Source organism: Sphingomonas sp. Leaf208, assembly GCF_001421415.1.
Lineage (GTDB): Bacteria > Pseudomonadota > Alphaproteobacteria > Sphingomonadales > Sphingomonadaceae > Sphingomonas.
In genome coordinates this window covers 99039-117533 of record NZ_LMKH01000037.1, presented here as the reverse complement: position 1 = coordinate 117533, position 18495 = coordinate 99039, and the positions used below count along the sequence as shown (strand labels likewise).

15 protein-coding genes are annotated in these 18495 nt (G+C 65.5%); 7 read left to right on the top strand and 8 right to left on the bottom strand.

The features are described 5' to 3' along the window. Positions 1–29: 29 nt before the first annotated feature. The 3 genes from ASE69_RS19980 (at position 30) to ASE69_RS19970 (ending at position 3373) form a co-directional block, all read left to right on the top strand. Positions 30–1004: a quinone oxidoreductase family protein gene (locus ASE69_RS19980; protein ID WP_056490620.1), complete on the top strand. Its 975-nt coding sequence runs from the start codon at positions 30–32 to the stop codon at positions 1002–1004. Between the two features lie 351 nt (positions 1005–1355). Beyond that, on the top strand, positions 1356–2036 hold the full coding sequence (locus ASE69_RS19975; protein ID WP_200924211.1) for a response regulator transcription factor: 681 nt from the start codon (positions 1356–1358) through the stop codon (positions 2034–2036). Beyond that, positions 2033–3373, top strand: coding sequence for an ATP-binding protein (locus tag ASE69_RS19970; protein WP_056490617.1), 1341 nt, complete (start codon positions 2033–2035; stop codon positions 3371–3373). Before ASE69_RS19975 ends, ASE69_RS19970 begins: the two co-directional genes overlap by 4 nt. Positions 3374–3436: 63 nt before the next feature. On the opposite strand, the gene ASE69_RS19965 is transcribed toward ASE69_RS19970, so the two are convergent. Continuing rightward, positions 3437–5956, bottom strand: coding sequence for a TonB-dependent receptor (locus ASE69_RS19965; RefSeq protein ID WP_082453276.1), 2520 nt, complete (start codon positions 5954–5956; stop codon positions 3437–3439). A 264-nt stretch (positions 5957–6220) separates the two neighbouring features. Here ASE69_RS19965 and ASE69_RS19960 point away from each other — a divergent pair, with 264 nt between their 5' ends. After that, entirely contained in the window at positions 6221–9283 is a 3063-nt protein-coding gene (locus tag ASE69_RS19960) for a TonB-dependent receptor (protein WP_056490614.1), read from the top strand. Then, positions 9283–10305, top strand: coding sequence for a phytase (locus ASE69_RS19955; RefSeq protein ID WP_056490611.1), 1023 nt, complete (start codon positions 9283–9285; stop codon positions 10303–10305). The genes ASE69_RS19960 and ASE69_RS19955 overlap by 1 nt, the downstream gene beginning before the upstream one ends. A 3-nt stretch (positions 10306–10308) precedes the next feature. On the opposite strand, the gene ASE69_RS19950 is transcribed toward ASE69_RS19955, so the two are convergent. The 7 genes from ASE69_RS19950 to aroQ form a co-directional block, all read right to left on the bottom strand. Beyond that, positions 10309–11646 carry an ABC1 kinase family protein gene (locus ASE69_RS19950; RefSeq protein WP_056490608.1) on the bottom strand — a complete coding sequence of 446 codons (1338 nt, stop codon included), beginning with the start codon at positions 11644–11646 and terminating at the stop codon, positions 10309–10311. Positions 11647–12174: 528 nt separating this feature from the next. Beyond that, entirely contained in the window at positions 12175–13587 is a 1413-nt protein-coding gene (glnA, locus tag ASE69_RS19945) for a type I glutamate--ammonia ligase (protein WP_056490605.1), read from the bottom strand. 143 nt (positions 13588–13730) lie between these two features. Beyond that, positions 13731–14069, bottom strand: coding sequence for a P-II family nitrogen regulator (locus tag ASE69_RS19940; protein WP_056490604.1), 339 nt, complete (start codon positions 14067–14069; stop codon positions 13731–13733). Positions 14070–14250: 181 nt separating this feature from the next. Next, complete coding sequence (locus ASE69_RS19935; RefSeq protein WP_056490601.1) at positions 14251–14586, bottom strand: arsenate reductase family protein; 336 nt, start codon at positions 14584–14586, stop codon at positions 14251–14253. Positions 14587–14718: 132 nt separating this feature from the next. After that, positions 14719–16071, bottom strand: coding sequence for an acetyl-CoA carboxylase biotin carboxylase subunit (gene accC, locus ASE69_RS19930; protein WP_056490598.1), 1353 nt, complete (start codon positions 16069–16071; stop codon positions 14719–14721). Then, entirely contained in the window at positions 16071–16556 is a 486-nt protein-coding gene (gene accB / locus ASE69_RS19925) for an acetyl-CoA carboxylase biotin carboxyl carrier protein (protein ID WP_056490595.1), read from the bottom strand. Before accB ends, accC begins: the two co-directional genes overlap by 1 nt. 14 nt (positions 16557–16570) lie before the next feature. Then, entirely contained in the window at positions 16571–17005 is a 435-nt protein-coding gene (gene aroQ, locus ASE69_RS19920) for a type II 3-dehydroquinate dehydratase (protein WP_056490592.1), read from the bottom strand. A 132-nt stretch (positions 17006–17137) separates the two neighbouring features. Here aroQ and thiS point away from each other — a divergent pair, with 132 nt between their 5' ends. Both thiS and ASE69_RS19910 read left to right on the top strand, forming a co-directional pair. Then, complete coding sequence (gene thiS, locus ASE69_RS19915; RefSeq protein WP_082441445.1) at positions 17138–18130, top strand: sulfur carrier protein ThiS; 993 nt, start codon at positions 17138–17140, stop codon at positions 18128–18130. A 124-nt stretch (positions 18131–18254) separates the two neighbouring features. Further along, on the top strand, positions 18255–18437 hold the full coding sequence (locus tag ASE69_RS19910; RefSeq protein ID WP_056050734.1) for a CsbD family protein: 183 nt from the start codon (positions 18255–18257) through the stop codon (positions 18435–18437). Positions 18438–18495: the final 58 nt, after the last annotated feature.

Sequence of the window (18495 nt, the reverse complement as noted above, 5' to 3'; positions counted from 1 at the left end):
TTGATCGAGAAATTCATCAGGAGGCCGGTATGGCGAGAGTGGCATTCATCGAGAAGACTGGCGGTCCCGAGGTCATTCAGTGGCGCGACGTCGAACTGCCGCCGCCGGGCAAGGGCGAGGTGTGGATGCGCAACACCGCGGTCGGGCTGAACTATATCGACACCTACCACCGCAGCGGCGTGTACCCGATCGACCTGCCCTCGGGGCTCGGCAGCGAGGCTGCGGGCATGGTGATGGCGGTCGGCGAGGGCGTGACCGATTTCGCGCCCGGCGACCGGGTCGGCACCTTCGGACCGTCCCGCGGCGCGTACGCGACCGAGCGCAACGTGCCCGCGAACCAACTATTCAAACTGCCCGACACGCTCGACGACCAGACCGCCGCGGCGATCCTGCTCAAGGGCTGCACTGCCGAGTTCCTGGTCGAGCGCTGCGCCAAGGTGCAGGCAGGCCAGACCGTCCTCGTCCACGCGGCGGCGGGCGGGGTCGGCCACATCCTCGTCGGCTGGCTGAAGGCGATCGGCGCGACCGTGATCGCCAGCGTCGGCAGCGAGGATAAGGCGGCACGCAGCCGCAAGGCTGGCGCCGATCACGTCATCCTCCACAAGTCCGAGGACATCGCCGCGCGCGTCCGCGAGATCACCGACGGCAAGGGCGTGCCGGTTGTTCTCGACGGTGTCGGTCGCGCGACGTGGGACGCGTCGCTGGATAGCGCGGCCAGGCGGGGGCTGATCGTCAGCTATGGCAATGCGGGCGGGGTGGTCGACGGCGTCAACATCGGCATCCTTGCGCGGAAGGGCTCGCTGTTCGTGACCCGGCCTACGCTGTTCGATTACTACGTCACGCCGGACGAAAGGCAGGCCGGCATCGCCCGCCTGTTCGCGATGCTCGACAACGGCGCGGTCACACCGGAGATCGGTCGGACCTTTCCGCTCGAAGAGGCTGCCGCCGCCCATCGCGCAATCGAGGCGGGTGAGACTTCGGGGAGCACGATCCTGCTGCCGTAACTGTGTGCGAGAAGGTGTGTTCACGCGAAGGCGCGAAGGCGCGCAGAAGATTTGTTCACGCGGACACGCGGAGACGCGGAGACGCGGAGGTGTTGCGGGCGGTACGGGCGTCTCGTTCATCATCTTGCGGCGATGATGAAGGGGACCGTTGGTCCCGGAGAACTCTCCGCGTCTCCGCGTCTCCGCGCGAACCCATTCTTCTCGTCTCTTCGCGCCTTCGCGCCTTCGCGTAAACCAATGCGACGTTCTCGCTACGCGACGGACGGCGTTGTAGCCTCCGGCCGACGCCGCAAGACGCTTGTACGCGCGACGATCCACGATAGGACGGAAGCTTGCCCGAGTGAGACCGTGATGAGCCTGAACATTCTGCTGGTCGAGGACGATGCCGTGTTCGCGCAGGCGATGGCCGAGGAACTACGCGGGTTCGATCACGGCGTGACGGTGGCGCCGGATGGCCGCGACGCGCTCGCCGCGGTTGACAGCCAGGCGTTCGACGCGGTGATCCTCGACCGGATGCTCCCCAAGATCGACGGCATTTCCGTGCTGGAACGGCTACGGAGCGCGAACATCACGATGCCGGTCATCATGCTCAGCGCGCTCGGCCGCTCGGTCGAGAAGGTCGAGGGGCTGGAAGCTGGCGCGGACGACTATGTGGTCAAGCCGATCGCGGCGGTCGAGCTGAACGCACGCCTGCTCGCGCTGATGCGCGGGCGCGGCTGGACCGGTAGCGCCGGCGATACGATCCACGCCGGCGATATCGTCGTCAGCCCGACCAAGTTCCGCGCGTGGCGCGACGGCATCGCGCTCGATCTCGGCAAGCTCGAGTTCAAGCTGCTCGCCGAGTTCGTCGCCAATGCCGATGCGGTACTGACGCGCGCGATGCTGGTCGAGCGGGTCTGGGGGTACGACTTCGCACCGACCACCAACATCGTCGATGTCTATGTCCGCCACCTCCGCGTGAAACTGACCGCAGCGGGTGGCGACGATCCCATCCGCACGGTGCGCGGCGTCGGATACATGCTGCGCGGATGACCCGCCTGCGATCGCTGCGCGCGTTGACGCTGGCGTTCCTGATCGCGTTCCTCGTCGCGACGCTCGGCACCGGGTTCGCGATCTACACCGCGACGCAACGCACGATCGAGCGACTGGTCGATCGCCGCATCCTGGTCGTGAGCGATGCCGCCGCCGGCATTTCCGGCGACCGCAGTCCCGAAGAGCTCGTCCGGCGGATCAACGCCGCGACCCGCGAGCGTGACACCGGCGATATCGGCTTCCTGCTGCTGGATGCGACCGGTCGCAGGCTCGGCGGCAACATCGCCTTGCCGCGTCGCCTGCCGACGGGGTTCTCGACGGTCGCGCTCAAGGACCAGATCGCGGGACTGTCCGCCGGGCGTGCGCTGGTCCGCGACGTCGGGCACGGCATGACGCTGGTGACGATCGCCGAGACCGAACCGTTCGACGACTATAATGCGGCACGTGTCCGGATCTACCTGATCGGCTTCGGATCGATCCTGCTGGTCGTCATCGGTGGCCTGCTGTTTTTCGTCATCACGATCGGACGGCGGATCGGCGAGACGCGGCGGACGGTCGACGCGATCATCGACGGTGACCTGTCGCGGCGCGTACCGGTCGATCGATCGGGCGGCGAGTTCGCGCATCAGGCGATGGCCTTCAACCGCATGCTCGACCGTATTTCGGAGCTGATGGCCGGTATCAGCAACGTCTCCAACGATATCGCCCACGATCTTCGCACGCCCTTGGCACGCCTGCGCAGCCAGTTGGCGCTGGCGTTGCGGCGGGCCCAGACGGACAGCCAACGCGACGATCTCGAAACCGCGATCGCAATGAGCGACGAACTGCTCGAGATGTTCGCGGCGATGCTGCGGATCGCCGAGATCGAAGGCGGCGATCAGCGCGCGGCGTTCGCGACGCTCGATCTTGCGGCGCTGGCCGACGATATCGCGACGATGATGCAACCGGTAGTCGCCGATGGCGGCCGGACGCTGACGCTGGAAACATCGCCCATGGCCGAGATCGTCGGCGATCGCCAACTGCTAGGCCAGCTGCTCGTGAACCTGATCGAGAATGCGCTCCGCCACACCCCACCCGGCACCCGCATCGAGATCGGCGTCACGACCACCGGCAAGACTGCCATGCTCACGGTGACCGATACCGGCCCCGGCATTCCGGTGGAGCAGCGCAAGCTGGCGTTGCGGCGGTTCGGGCGGCTCGACGCCAGCCGCCACGACGAAGGGCACGGCCTCGGACTGCCGCTGATCCAGGCGATCGTCCGGCTTCATTGCGGCACGATCGCACTCGAAGACGCGGCCCCCGGACTGCGCGTCGTCATGGCGCTGCCCAAGGGCTGAAACGACGAAACCCGGACAGGCTGAGCGCCTGTCCGGGTTTCCATTTCTATGCGGCAAGCCCGATCAGAACTTGACCGAAGCCTCCATGCCGTAGGTGCGCGGCGCGTTGAAGTTGCCGTAGTCGCCCAGCACGTTGTTGACGCTGCCCGATGTGAGGTTGGTCGTCGGCGCGCCCGGCAGGCTGTTCGACGGGTCGCGGCGGAACACGTACTGCTTGTCGAACAGGTTGCGGACCCAGGCCGAGATCGTCACCGCGTTGTTGCCGCCGACGTGGATGTTCGCCAAGGCGAGACGGGCGTTGGCGATGAACGCGGGGTCGTTCTTGGTCGCGAACTGATCGAAGGTCTGCGTCGCCTGCGAGTAATTGCCGTCGAGGTGGAACTTCAGGTCCATGTCGCCGACCGGCATCGTGTAGTCGACCGATCCGTTGGCGGCATTGCGCGGCGTGAACACGATGTAGAAGTTCTGATACACGCCGGTCGACGCGATCAGCACGGGCGGGATCTTCGTGTAGGTGTAGGCATAGCCCGCGGTCAGCGTCAGGCCGTCGACCGGCTGCACGGTCAGGTCGGCCTCGATCCCGCGGATCTTGGTGATGCCGGGCGCATTGATCGTCACGAGGTTGTTGAAGCTGCCCGACGCGGTCGTCTGGATCGAGCTGATGTCGACCTGGCTGTTCTTGCGATCCATGATGTAGCCGGCAAGGTTCAGGCGCGCACGGTGGTTCCAGAAATCGGTCTTCGCGCCGATCTCGTACGACTTCACGTCCTCGGGGTTGAACGTCTGGTAGTTGGACGTCCGCGAGCTGGCACCGCCGGCGCGGTAGCCGGTTGCGTACTTGGCATAGACGTGGACCGTGTCACTGGCGTCATAGGCGAGCGTCGCCATCGGATTGAACCGGTTCCAGGTGGCGTCGAGCGGCGCATAGCCGGCCGCCGTCAACTGGGCCTGGGTCGCCGTGTCGTAGTTCAGGTTACGCGAGAAATGCAGCACGCCCTGCTTCTCGTCGCGCGTGTAGCGGCCACCGGCGGTCAGGTGAACGCGGTCGGTCGCGTTCCAGGTGACCTGGCCGTAGCCGGCATAGCTCTTCGAATGCACTTCCGAAGCACGATCGATCGAGCGACAGCCCACGAGCGAGCCGAACCCGCCCGACCCGGTGCAGGGGTCGAGCACCGAGATCGTCGTCAGCGCCGAATTGAACGCCAGCGAGTTCGGCGTCGCCGCGTCGTCGCTGATGTGCTCGTTGAAGTAATAGAGCCCGGCGACGTAATCGAACTGGCCGACCGTGCCGACCGCCTGGAATTCCTGGCTGAACTGGTTCTGGTGAAGGTCGGCAAGGCTGTAGCGGCTGAAGTTGCACGCACTGCCGACGCAGCCAGCGGCAACGACGGGCACGCGGTGATAGCCGCCGCTATTGTCGTACTGCGTCGCGTTCACGCCGCGCCACGCGGTGATCGAGCGAAGTTCGATCTCGGGGGCGACATCCCAGCGGATATTCGACGTGAAGCCGTGCGTCTTGTCGATGCTCGGTTGCTGCGGGACGCCGATGTCGGCGACCTTCATCCGGCTGTCGCCATTGACGACGACCTGGCTCGGGAGTGGCTTCACGCTGCCGGTCAGCGTCGTGTAGTTGGTGCCGGGAAGCGCGCACGCGGGCGAGGCGGATTGCGCACCGGCCTTGCACCCGTTCGGGTTCACGTTGAGCAACTGGCTGTAGAACGGGCTGTTCGAGTCGTAGCCGTTATCGTAGCTGAAATCGGCGGTCATGCCCGAGATCGGGCGAACGCGTGCGGTCGCCTTGAAGCCGCGGCGATGATAATAATTGAAGCCGGTCTGGTCCGCGAGCGGGTTCTTGGTGGTCGCGTCCTGATGCTGGATGACGCCGTCGAGCTTCAGCGACACGCCGTACGTTTCGGGCAGGTCGACATGCAGCGTACCGTTATAGCTGCCATAGTTGGCGATCCCGCCGGTTGCGCTGCCGCCCCATTTGCCGCTCGGGCCCTTGGTGACGATGCTGAGCGCGCCGCCTTCGGTGTTGCGACCGAACAGCGTGCCCTGCGGGCCCTTGAGCACTTCGATCCGGTCGACATCGAACAGCGCTGCGTTCAGACCGTGCTGGCGACCGAGATAGACTCCGTCGATATAGACGCCGACACCCTGCTCGCGTGCGGGCTGGTTGGCGTCGAGCGGAACGATGCCGCGGATACCGATCGTCAGCGCGGACTGGCGCGCCTCGAACGTCGCGACGCGCAACGACGGCACGGCGCCGTCGGCGAGATCGTACAGGCTCTGGACGTGGCGGTCGGTCAGCGCCTGGCTGCTCAGGACGTTGATCGCGATCGGCGTCTTCTGCAGGTTCGTCTCGCGCTTGGTCGCGGTGACGACGATCTCGCCAAGCCCGGTCTGGTCGGCCGGTTCCACACCTGCGGGGGCCGGATCGATCACGGGGTCTGCGGCAGCGGTAGCGGGCGCCGTATCCTTGGCGGCGGTCGGCGCGGGGGCCGCGAGCACTGGCGACGCGATCGCGACCGTCAGGGCGGCGCCGGCCAGCAGCCGCAAGCGCAGGCTTGCTGAATTCAACATCGAGAGTTTCCCTTTTTCGGCAGTCTTTGCCTTGAAGGGCGCGATAGGCGGCGGTCGTGGCACGTCCGTTACGAATATAAGAATCGCGTGTCCGGCGATTTTAACGTTGGTTTAATGTGAGTTTATCCTCGCGCGTACGTGAGGTGATTTCAGATGACGTCGCTGTCATGTGACTGTCATGCAAAAGTAACGTCGGTGCCATGCACGGCCGCTACCGCGCCTCCCAAGCCGGCTGAAGAAGTCGGGACCACCCGGGGGAATACCATGAAATCGAACCTGTCGACCCGCGTCCGCGGTCGCGTCCTCGCGCATGTGCTGCTGACTGGCTGCGCGCTGACTTCGCTGACCGCCACCAGCGCCTATGCGCGTCCCGACGCCGCGACCCCGGTCGGCGCGCCGCGTGCGCTTGGGAGCATCACCGGTACCGTGTCGCAGGCAGGCAGCGGCGACTATCTCGACGGTGCATCGGTCTCGATTCCGACGCTTGAACTGTCGACCGTGGTCGATCGCACCGGGCGGTTCTCGCTGGTCGGTGTCCCCGCCGGCACGCACGAACTCGTGATCCGCTATGTCGGCTTCCCCGACGCGCGCCGGACCGTCACGGTCGCCGATGCCGCCGTAACGCTGGATGTTGCAATGACCACCGAAGTCGGTGCGAATCCGGGCGAGGGCGACGAGATCGTCGTCTCCGGTTCGCGCCCGATCGCGGAGTCCGAAGCCGCCGCGCTTCAGATCCAGCGAACCAGCCCCTCGCTCGTCTCGGTCATCGCCTCCGATTCGATCGGACGCCTGCCCGACCAGAACATCGCGCAGGCGGTCAGCCGCCTTCCCGGCGTCGGCGTCCAGCGCGACCAGGGCCAGGCGCGCTACATCACCTTGCGCGGCGCGCCGATCAACTGGACCACGCTGTCGATCGACGGCATCAACGTCGTCAGCCCCGAAGGCCGCGACGCCCGGTTCGACTCGATCCCGTCGGCGATCGCCTCCCAGATCATCGTGCGGAAAGCCGTCACTCCCGACATGACCGGCGAGACGATCGCCGGTAACGTCGACATCATCACACGCTCGGCATTCGATTATCCGGGCATGAAGGTGCAGGCCAAGGGCGGCGTCGGCCATGTCGAACTCGGCAAGAAGACCGAATATGAGGGCTCGCTCGTCATCTCCGACCGGATCGACACCGGTATCGGCGAGTTCGGCATCGTCTCGTCCGCCAGCCTGTATCGTCGCGGCATGGTCACTGACAATTTCGAGACCGATTTCGAGGCAGTCGATCGCGATCTCCGCCCAGGTTTCGAAAACCGCAAATGGGCGCGCGAGACGGAGAACAAGCTCTACCGCCTGACGCGGAAAAACTACTCGCTGTCGACCCGGCTCGACTGGCGCCCGGCGCCCGGCCACAAGCTGTTCGCGGAATCGATCTACTCGGCGTTCCAGGACGACGAACAGCGCAACAACTACATTTTCGATCTCGACGATCAGCAGTCGCGCACGCCCAACGGCACCGCCGCCTGCACCGTCAACGCGCGCCCCGCGACCGGCACGACCGGTTATGCCGACGTCTGCACCGGCAACACGCCGCTGCTCGGCACGGTCTACGGCATCGATCTCAACTCGAACTTCACCGTACGCAAGTACAAGCAGTCGGTGTTCACCAACACGATCGGCGGCGATCACGAACTCGGCGCCTGGAACGTGAAATGGCGTGGTAATTTCACCCGCTCGATCGACGACCGGTCGCAGCCTGCACAGCTGAACTACGACAGCCCGTCGTTCGGCACCAACGGCGCGAACGCCGCCAACCGCCTGACCGTCGGCTATGACCTGACCAACCCACAGCTTGCCAAGGTTCAGCTGTTCCGCACGATCCGCAACGCCGACGGCACCTTCTCGCGTGGCGCTCAGGTGACGGCGATCGAAGACTTCCCACGCACCCTCGCACGCCTGCGGTCGCTGAAGGCGCAGGACGTGACCGAAGCCTATACCGCCAAGCTCGATATCAGCCGCGAGGCCTCGGTGTTCGGCGCGCAGACGGTGTTTGCAGCCGGTCTCCGCTACGACGATCGTACCAAGACCGCGAACGAGTATCTGCTCGAGCTGAGCACGCCGGCCCAGTTCGCCGCGGCCGGCATTCCAACCGGGTACGGCGCCATCGCCAAGCCGGGCGGGTTCCAGGGCGAGATCCCGCTTGGCTACACCTTCCAGTATTTCGATCGGGACAAAATCCTAGGGCTGGTCGAGCAAGCCAAGGCGGTCAGCCCCTTCGTGTCCACCGACGCCAATTTCTACGATGTCGGCGAGAAGGTCTATTCCGCCTATGCGATGGCGACGACGACCACCAACTGGGGCAGCGTCATCGGTGGCGCGCGCGTCGAGCACATCCGCAACGACGCCCGCGCGTTCTCGTCGCTCGGCCTGATCGACGTGAAGTCGAGCCAGACTTTGGTCTACCCCAGCCTGCACGTGAACTGGGACGTCAACGACCGGATGAAGGCGCGGTTGTCGTTCAACACCGGCGCCGCACGGCCCGACTACGATCAGCTGCGCCCCAATCTCAGCATCAACGACGCGAACGCGACCATCTCCGGCGGCAACCCCGACGCGAAGCCGGAAAAGGCCAAGGGCGTCGATCTCTACGTCGAATATTACACGATGCCGCGCGGCTTCCTGTCGATCGGCGCGTATTACAAGGACGTCACCGATGTCCTCTTCGACTCGACCCGGACCTACGGCCAGACGAACCTGAACGCCGCCGGCGTCGATCGGTCGGGCTATGTCTACTCGACCATTATCAACGGCGGCAAAGGCTATATCATGGGGATCGAGGGCGCGATCCAGCAGCAGCTCGACCCCTTCACCGCCGATCTCGGCCTGCCCGACTGGATGGGTGGCTTCGGCGTGCAGCTCAACGCGACGATCAACAAGAGCCGCGCCGATACGCCGGCGACTGGCGCGACCCCGTCGCGAAAAGTGCGCCTGCCCGGCGCATCGGATGCGATCTACAATCTGATCGCCTATTACGAGAAATACGGCTTCTCGGCCCGCGTTTCCTATCAGAACCGGTCGGCGTGGCTCGATGCGATCGGTGCGGTGGACACGATCGGTGGCGTCGTCCGCGGCGTCGACGGCGGCGATTTCTACTGGGCCAAGGACAACGAACTCGACGCCTCCGTCCGCTACGCGATCAACGGCAATGTCGAGATCTACGGCGACTTTGCCAACCTGCTCAACGGTCCGGGCCGCCGCTATGTCGGTTCCTCGGCCTACACGATCGAGCATGAGACGTTCGGCCGGCGCTACACCGGCGGCGTGCGGGTGACGTTCTGATGCGCGCGCTTCCCTTTGCGGCGCTGATGCTGGCGGGATGCGCGACGACCTCGGCTCCGGTGGCGGTCGAGGCGCCGACAGTCGCGGCGACCGCCGAGACCGACCCGGTCGACACCGCCGCCGATGCCGCGGACGATCCCGCGATCTGGCTCAACGCTGCCGAACCGGCAAAGAGCCTCGTCATCGGCACCGACAAGAAAGCGGGCATCCACGTCTACAGCCTGACGGGCAAGCGCCTGAGCTTCACCCCCGCCGCGCGGCTCAACAACGTCGACCTGCGCGATCTCGGGACGCGCGTGATCGCCGCGGCCAGCGACCGGGCGGACATCGCCACCGCGCATGTCTCGCTGTTCACGCTCGACACGACAGCGGCAAAGCTCGTCCCGCTCGGCCGCTTCCCGGTCGGTCCGGGAGAGGCGTACGGCATGTGCCTCTGGACCCGCGCGCGCGATCACGCGCTGTTCGGTTTCGTCGTGCTCAAGGACGGCCGCATCGACCAGGTCGCGATCGACCTGTCCGGCGCATCGCCCAAGGTCACGACGGTCCGCTCGATGAAGCTAGGCACCCAGTCGGAAGGCTGCGTCGTCGACGACCGCACCGGGCAGCTCTACGTCGCCGAGGAAGATGTCGGCCTCTGGCGCTTCGACGCAGACCCATCCGCGCCGGTCACCGCAACCCCGATCGCCAAGGTCGACGGCAAGACGCTGGTCGCCGACGCGGAGGGGCTCGCGCTCGCCCCGTCGGGCAGGAACGGCGGCTATCTCGTCGCGTCGAGCCAGGGCGACAACGCCTACACGCTCTACCGACTGCCGGGCGTCACCTATGCGGGTCGCTTCCGCATCGGTGGGGGCGCGATCGACGGGACGAGCGATACCGACGGAATCGAACTCATGCTCGGCAACTTCGGCCCCGCCTACCCCCAGGGCCTGTTCGTCGCACAGGACGGCGACAACGCCCCGGCCACGCAGAACTTCAAATACGTCAGCTGGGCGAGCGTGAAGAAGGCGCTGAAACTGCGCTGATCCTCACGCTGGCGCGCCGTCGCAATAGGCAGCGACCATCGTGCGGATGTCGACCCGCGCCTTGAGGCGAGCGGCGAGCAAGGCGGTGCCGCTGATCTTGCGCTGGACGAACAGCGTGTCGATCGGGGGCAGGTGCCAGGTGTCGCGGTCGCGCGCGATCTCGGTGCCCTGTTCGCGCAGTACGCCGACGAACGCGCGGTCGCCGAAGTCGAACGGGCCGGGCTTGGCGAGTTCGACGAGGATGACGTCGATCATCCGGTCGACCAGTGCGCGATGCTGGAGAACGGCCGCTTCGCCGAGGAACCCGGCGGCGATGGCGGCTTCGCGCACCGCGTCTCGGTCGCCGGCGAGGGCCGCGGTGAGTAGGCGGCGATAGCCTTCACCGGTTTCGGTAGGGAGGGGGCGGGCAGCGCCGAAATCGAGCAGGACGAGCTTTTCCGTCTCGGGCTGCCAGCGGTAGTTGGCGAAGTTGGGGTCCGTCTGCATCAGCCGCCAGTCGAACAGTTCGCGCAGCACGAGCGAGATCAGGTTGTGCATCACGCGGTCGCGGACGTCCTGCGGCGCGGTCTCCAGCGTCTCGACGGGCACGCCGGTGACGAAGCTCATCGCGAGGACGCGTGGCGTGGTCAGCTCGGAGTAGAGCTTCGGCACGACGAACTGCGACTGGTCGGCGAGCAGGTCGCCGTAGCGCGCGAGCATCTGCGCCTCGCGGAGGTAATCGGCCTCCTCGTGAAGCTGCTTCTTCGCCTCGTCGAGCAACGGCGCGATGTCGAGCGCCTTGGGGAGCATGCCCGACACGCGCAGCAGGGTCGCGACGTTGTCGACGTCGGCATCGATGCTTTCCTTCACGCCGGGATACTGGACCTTGATCGCGAGCTCAGTGCCGTCCGGCAGGCGCGCGCGATGGACCTGGCCGATCGAGGCGGCGGCAACGGGGTGCGCCTGGAAATGCGCGAAACGGCGGCGCCAATCCTTGCCCCATTCGGCGGCAAGCACGCGATCGAGCTGCTGCGGCGGCATGTGGTTCGCGTTGTTGCGCAGGCGGGCGAGGATCGTGGCGAGCTCGGGCGGAAGCATGTCGCCCGCGTCCATCGAGATCATCTGCCCCAACTTCATCGCTGCGCCGCGGAGGTGGGAGAGTTGGTCTGCGACGCGCGTGGCGTTGGCGGGGGTGAGGAGGAGGTCGCCGATCTTGGGGCGTTCGCCATTGGCGAGGCGGCGGGCGCCCTCGGCGACGACTCCGCCGGCGACACCGCCCGCGAGTTTGCCGAAGACTCCGAGACGGGCGAGGCGGCCGCTGGGGATCGCGCGTCCGGCGCTGTTGCCGCTGTCTTCGGTCACGGGTGTTCCTTGGGTTTCTTCGGGAGAGGTCTCGGGAAAGATATGGGTGGCGGTCACGGTCGATCAATCCGAGCCCACCCTCGAAGTTAATCAAGGCTACCCTTGTTCTCCCGAGAAGCTTGTTCTCCCGCGAAGGCGGGAGTCCAGTCTGGGTCCCCGCCTTCGCGGGGAAACAAGCTTGGCGCGGACACCGGGCCATACATTTTGTCATCACCGAGCCCATCGTCATCCCCGCGCAGGCGGGGATCCATAACCTCGACGGCTCGCGCTCCTATCGCACGGGCAGCCAGTATGGGTTCCCGCCTCCGCGGGAATGACGGGGGGGTACTGTTCTGATTCCCCCCATCCGAACTCGCCAGGACGAAGCGGAGGAATCTCGTTAGGCCTAACAGAAAAGAGCGCCCGGATTGCTCCAAGCGCCCTCTTCCAAATCAGCGACGTGGCAAAGCCACGCCGTCGGTCGTCGCTACACGACGCCGGCCGACAGCGGATATCCGCTGCGCGGATCGGCGCGAGCGTGGTCGCGCCTTATCCGCTGTAGTACATGTCATACTCGACCGGGCTAGGCGTCATCTCCCAACGCGCAACCTCGGCGTACTTGATCTCGACATAGCTCTCGATCTGGTCCTTCGAGAACACGTCGCCCTTCAGCAGGAAGTCGTGATCCGCGAGCAGGCATTCGAGCGCCTCGCGGAGCGAACCCGCGACGGTCGGGACCTGCGCGAGCTCTGCCGGCGGCAGGTCGTACAGGTTCTTGTCCATCGCCTCGCCCGGATGGATCTTGTTGAGGATGCCGTCCATGCCCGCCATCATCAGCGCCGCGTAGGCGAGATACGGGTTGGCCAGCGCGTCGGGGAATCGCACTTCGACGCGCTTCGCCTTGGGGCCGGTGCCGTACGGAATGCGGCACGATGCCGAGCGGTTGCGCGCCGAATAGGCGAGCAGCACCGGTGCTTCGTAACCGGGGACGAGGCGCTTGTAGCTGTTGGTCGACGGGTTGGTGAACGCGTTGACCGCCTTGGCGTGCTTGATGATGCCGCCGATGAAATACAGGCACATGTCGCTGAGGCCCGCATAGCCGTTGCCCGCGAACAGCGGGGTCTTGCCTTCCCAGATCGAGAAGTGCGTGTGCATCCCCGAACCGTTGTCTTCCTTGATCGGCTTCGGCATGAACGTCGCGGTCTTGCCGTACGCATGCGCGACCTGGTGGACGACGTACTTGTAGATCTGCATGCGATCCGCGGTCTGCGTCAGCGTACCGAACGTCAGGCCCAGCTCATGCTGCGCGGCCGCGACTTCGTGGTGATGCTTGTCGCAGGGCAGGCCCATCTCGATCATCGTCGAGACCATCTCGCCGCGGATGTCGACGGCGCTGTCGACCGGTGCGACCGGGAAATAGCCGCCCTTGGCACGCGGACGGTGGCCGAGGTTGCCGCCCTCATACTCACGACCCGAATTGCCCGGCAGCTCGATGTCGTCGATCTTGTAATAGCTGGTCGAATAGCTGTTCTCGAAGCGGACGTCGTCGAACATGAAGAATTCGGCTTCGGGGCCGACATACACTGTGTCGCCGACGCCGGTGGTCAGCAGATACGCCTCGGCGCGCTTGGCGGTCGAGCGCGGATCGCGAGAATACAGTTCCCCGGTCGACGGATCGGCAATGTCGCAGATCAGGATCATCATCGGCGTCGCCGAGAACGGATCGACATAGACCGCGTCGAGATCGGGCTTGAGCGTCATGTCGCTCTCGTTGATCGCCTTCCAGCCCTCGATCGACGAGCCGTCGAACATCAGGCCGTCGGTCAATTCGTCTTCGCCGATCAGGCTCGCAACCATCGTCAGATGCTGCCACTTGCCCTTGGGATCGGTGAACCGCAGATCGACCCACTCGATCTCCTGGTCCTTGATCATATTGAGAACGTCGGAGGCCGAATTCGCCATGATGCTTGCCCTTCGTTTTGAGATTTCCGCCGCATCATGCGGGGAATCTAATTGCGGTATGGAACGGGATTTCCACACAATGTTGCGTCGCGTCAAATGACGATGTCGTCACTCGTCGTCAACGCAATATGCGTGGTCTGGAACTAGATTGCGTCGTCGTCGCGCTCGCCGGTGCGGATGCGAAGCGCGCTCTCGACCGGGATGACGAAGATCTTGCCGTCGCCGATCCGGCCGGTCTGGGCGGCCGCGGCGATCGCCTCGACGACGGGCTGCGCGAGCCCGTCCTCGACGACGACCTCGAGCTTCACCTTCGGCAGGAAGTCGACGACATATTCCGCGCCGCGATACAGTTCGGTATGGCCCTTCTGCCGGCCGAAGCCCTTGGCCTCGGTCACGGTGATGCCGCTCACGCCGATCTCGTGCAGCGCTTCCTTCACCTCATCCAGCTTGAACGGCTTGATGATGGCTTCGATCTTTTTCACAGGTACGCCCCCGATTGTTGAAACCCTCGCCCTTTCGGACAAGCTGTACGCCCTGAAGGGCGCCTTGCACCAAGCGTGCCAGCCGCAGCGCCCTCGGGCAACCGCGGAATATCGTTGATTTCACTGCCCGAAATTGCGGCACTTAGGGAGTGCTTGCGCAATGTAAGGGCAGGGGAGCCGATCACAGGATCTCGTGCAGCCGCGCGATCGGGCGGCCGAGACGGACGCCCTTGTCGGTCTCGACCAGCGGGCGCTCGATCAGCAGCGGGTCGATCATCATCGCATCGAGGATCGCCTCGGCGTCGCCATGCTTTACCGCCTTGGCGCCGTCCTCGGCCATGCGGAGGCCCTGGCGTGGAGTCATGCCGGCCCGGTCGTAAAGGCGGACGAGTTCCGCGCGGAATGGAGGGTTCTTGAGGTATTCGACGATCGTGACGTCTGCCCCTGCCTCTTGCAGCAGCGCGAGCGCCTCGCGAGACTTGGAGCAGCGCGGGTTGTGGTAGATCGTCGCCTTCACGAATGCTCCGTCAAAACTCCCCTCCCTGGAAGGGAGGGGTAGGGTGTAGGTCGGTTTCGAGGGAACGTCCGGCCAGCCCCGAGCCGACCCACCCCCGGCCCCTCCCTTCCAGGGAGGGGGGAAGTCAGAAGGTTACGCCCCCTGCTTGGCCAACCACTCTTCCAGCCACTTGATCGTGTACGCGCCTTCCTGGAACTCGGGATCGTCGAGCAGCGCGCGGTGCAGCGGGATCGTCGTCGTGACGCCCTCGATCACCATCTCCTCGAGCGCACGCCGCAACCGCCGCAGCGCACCCTGCCGGGTCGTCCCGTAGACGATGAGCTTGGCGATCATCGAATCGTAGTAAGGCGGCACGCGATAGCCCGCATACAGCCCGCTATCGACGCGCACATGCATCCCGCCCGGCGCGTGATACACCTTCACCAGCCCCGGCGACGGCGCGAACGTGCGCGGGTCCTCGGCGTTGATGCGGCATTCGATGGCATGGCCGCGGAACTGGACGTCTTCCTGGCGGAGCGTCAGCGGATGACCCTCGGCCACCCGGATCTGCTCGCGAACCAGGTCCAGCCCGGTGATCATCTCGGTCACCGGATGCTCGACCTGGAGCCGGGTGTTCATCTCGATGAAGTAGAATTCGCCCGCTTCCCACAAAAACTCGATCGTCCCCGCGCCGCGATAGCCCATGTCGGCCATCGCCTTGGCGACGATCCCGCCCATCCGCTCGCGCTCTTCGGCGGTGATGATCGGCGAGGGCGCTTCCTCGAGCACCTTCTGGTGGCGACGCTGCAACGAGCAGTCGCGCTCGCCCAGGTGGATCGCGTTACCCTCACCGTCGCCAAAGATCTGGAATTCGATATGCCGCGGATTGCCGAGGTATTTTTCCATGTAGACGGTGGCGTCGCCGAACGCGGCCTTCGCCTCGCTGCCGGCCTGCTGCATCTGCGTTTCGAGGTCGTCGGCGTCGTTGACGACCTTCATCCCGCGACCGCCGCCGCCGGACGCCGCCTTGATGATCACCGGATAGCCGATGTCCTCGGCGATCCGCTTGGCCTCGGCGATGTCGCTGATCGCACCATCCGAACCGGGCACGAGCGGCAGCCCAAGTGCGCCAGCCGTGCGCTTGGCCTGCACCTTGTCGCCCATCGTCCGGATGTGCTCGGGCTTCGGGCCGACGAACAGGATGTTGTGGAGTTCAACGATCTCGGCGAACTGCGCGTTCTCGCTGAGGAAGCCGTAGCCAGGATGGATAGCGTCCGCGCCGGAGATTTCGGCGGCCGAAATGATGTTCGGGATGTTCAGGTAGCTGTCCGCGGCGGACGGCGGTCCGATGCAAATCGCCTCGTCCGCGAGCCGGACGTGCATCGCGTCGGCGTCGGCGGTCGAATGCACCGCCACCGTTTTGATGCCCATCTCGTGGCAGGCGCGGTGGATCCGCAGCGCGATCTCGCCGCGATTCGCAATGAGCAGCTTCTTGATTTGCGGCATTATTCGACCACGACCAGCGGCTGGTCGAATTCGACCGGCTGGCCGTTCTCGACCAGGATCGCGGTCACGGTGCCGGCCGACGGCGCGACGATCGTGTTCATCACCTTCATCGCCTCGATGATCAGCAGCGTGTCCCCCGCATTGACCTTCTGGCCGACGGTCGAGAACGGCTTCGCCTCGGGGTTGGCGGCGAGATAGACGGTGCCGACCATCGGCGACTTGACCGCACTCGCACTGATCGCGGGGGCGGACGCACCGACCTCGGCCTGCGGGATCGACAGCGGTGCCGAGACAGGGGCCGGGGCGGGCGGCGCGTAATGCGCGACGGGTGCGGCCTGCGCGGCCTTGCGCGCGACGCGGATCCGGCGTGAGCCGTCCTCGACCTCGATCTCGGTCAGCTGCGTGGTGTCGAGCAGTTCGGCGAGCTGGCGCACAAGGGTCACGTCGACCTGCATTGCGCCCGTGTTTTCAGTTGTATCGTTCATGGCGGGGCCTCCTGTCAGAACCGTGCGACGGCTTCAAGCGCGAGCAGATACGAAAGCGCGCCGAAACCCGCGATCGTGCCCTTCGCCGCCTGACCGACCAGGCTCACATGCCTGAACGATTCACGCTTGTGGGGATTGGAAAGATGCACCTCGATCACTGGAGTCTTCACGCCCTTGATCGCGTCGTGCACCGCGACCGAGGTATGCGTGAACGCGCCCGCGTTGAGGATCACGGCCTTCGCACCGCGCGCCTGCGCCTCCTGGATCCAGTCGACGAGGTGGCCCTCGTGATTCGACTGGCGCATGTCGATCTTCAGGTCGAGCTCGCGAGCGCGGTCCTCCAGCATCCCGGCGATATCGTCGAGCGTCTCGTCGCCATAGATTTCCGGCTCGCGCGTTCCCAGCAGGTTGAGGTTGGGGCCGTTCAGGACGAATATCGTATCGGGCAAGGGCGGCCTTTCGGTTACGGGTCGGTTGCGAGTGCTGCGGAGCGGTCTCTATATGCGCGTCACGCCATTCCTTACAGGCCCGTCTCGCGACAAGTCGAGCGGCGCCGTCGCTATATAGTGGACCCTGTACCCATGCCCCATTCCGATGGCACCGTCTCGATCACCGTCAACGGCGAGCACAAGCGCGTCTCTGCCGGTCTTTCGCTGGCCGGACTCGCGACCGAACTCGGTCTCGTGCCCGAGAAGATCGCGGTCGAACGCAACATGGAGGTCGTGCCGCGCTCGACCTTGGCCGACGTGATGGTCGAGGACGGCGACGACCTCGAGATCGTGCATTTCGTCGGCGGTGGCGACCACGAGGACAGCTGGACCGTCGCGGGCCAGACCTTCAAGTCGCGGCTGATCGTCGGCACCGGCAAGTACAAGGACTTCGCGCAGAACGCCGCCGCGGTCGAGGCTTCCGGCGCGGAGATCGTTACGGTCGCCGTCCGTCGCGTCAACGTGTCGGACCGCAACGCGCCGATGCTGACCGACTTCATCGACCCGAAGAAGATCACCTACCTCCCCAATACCGCGGGCTGCTTCGATGCCGAATCGGCGATTCGCACGCTCCGATTGGCGCGCGAGGCGGGCGGCTGGGAGCTGGTGAAGCTCGAAGTGCTCGGCGAGGCCAAGACGCTCTATCCCGACATGGTCGAGACGCTGCGCGCGACCGAGATCCTCGCCAACGAGGGCTTCAAGCCGATGGTCTATTGCGTCGACGATCCGATCGCCACCAAGCGCCTCGAGAACGCCGGCGCTGTCGCGATCATGCCGCTGGGCGCGCCGATCGGTTCGGGGCTGGGCATCCAGAACCGCGTGACGATCCGGCTGATCGTCGAGGGGGCAGGGGTGCCCGTGCTGGTCGACGCCGGCGTCGGCACCGCATCGGATGCGGCCGTCGCGATGGAGCTCGGCTGCGACGGCGTGCTGATGAACACCGCGATCGCCGAGGCGAAGGACCCGCTGATGATGGCCGCCGCGATGAAGGCCGCGGTCGAATCGGGGCGGCTGGCGTATCGCGCGGGGCGGATGGGGCAGCGTCGCTATGCCGATCCGTCTAGCCCGCTGGCGGGGTTGATTTGACCCGCGTGATCGCAAAGCAGGTCATGACGCAAACGTCACGGAACCCTCGGTAAAGACGGCCGTTATATAAGAGCAAGTTCAAGCGGCCCGGTTGGCGGGTCCGCAAAAGCAAGTGGAGGCTCTGATGGGCGAGTTCACCGACAAGGTCGCAGCAGCAGGCAACAAGGTTGCAGGTAACGTCAAGGAAGCCGTCGGCAAGGCGACCGACAACGAGAAGCTGGTAGCCGAAGGCGAGGCGCAGCAGGCCAAGGGCACTGCGCAGAACGTCAAGGGCAGCGTCAAGGGCGCACTCGGCGACGACATCTAAGCTTTAGCTCGGTGCAGGAATACAGGCCGCTTCGGGAAACCGGAGCGGCCTTTTCTTT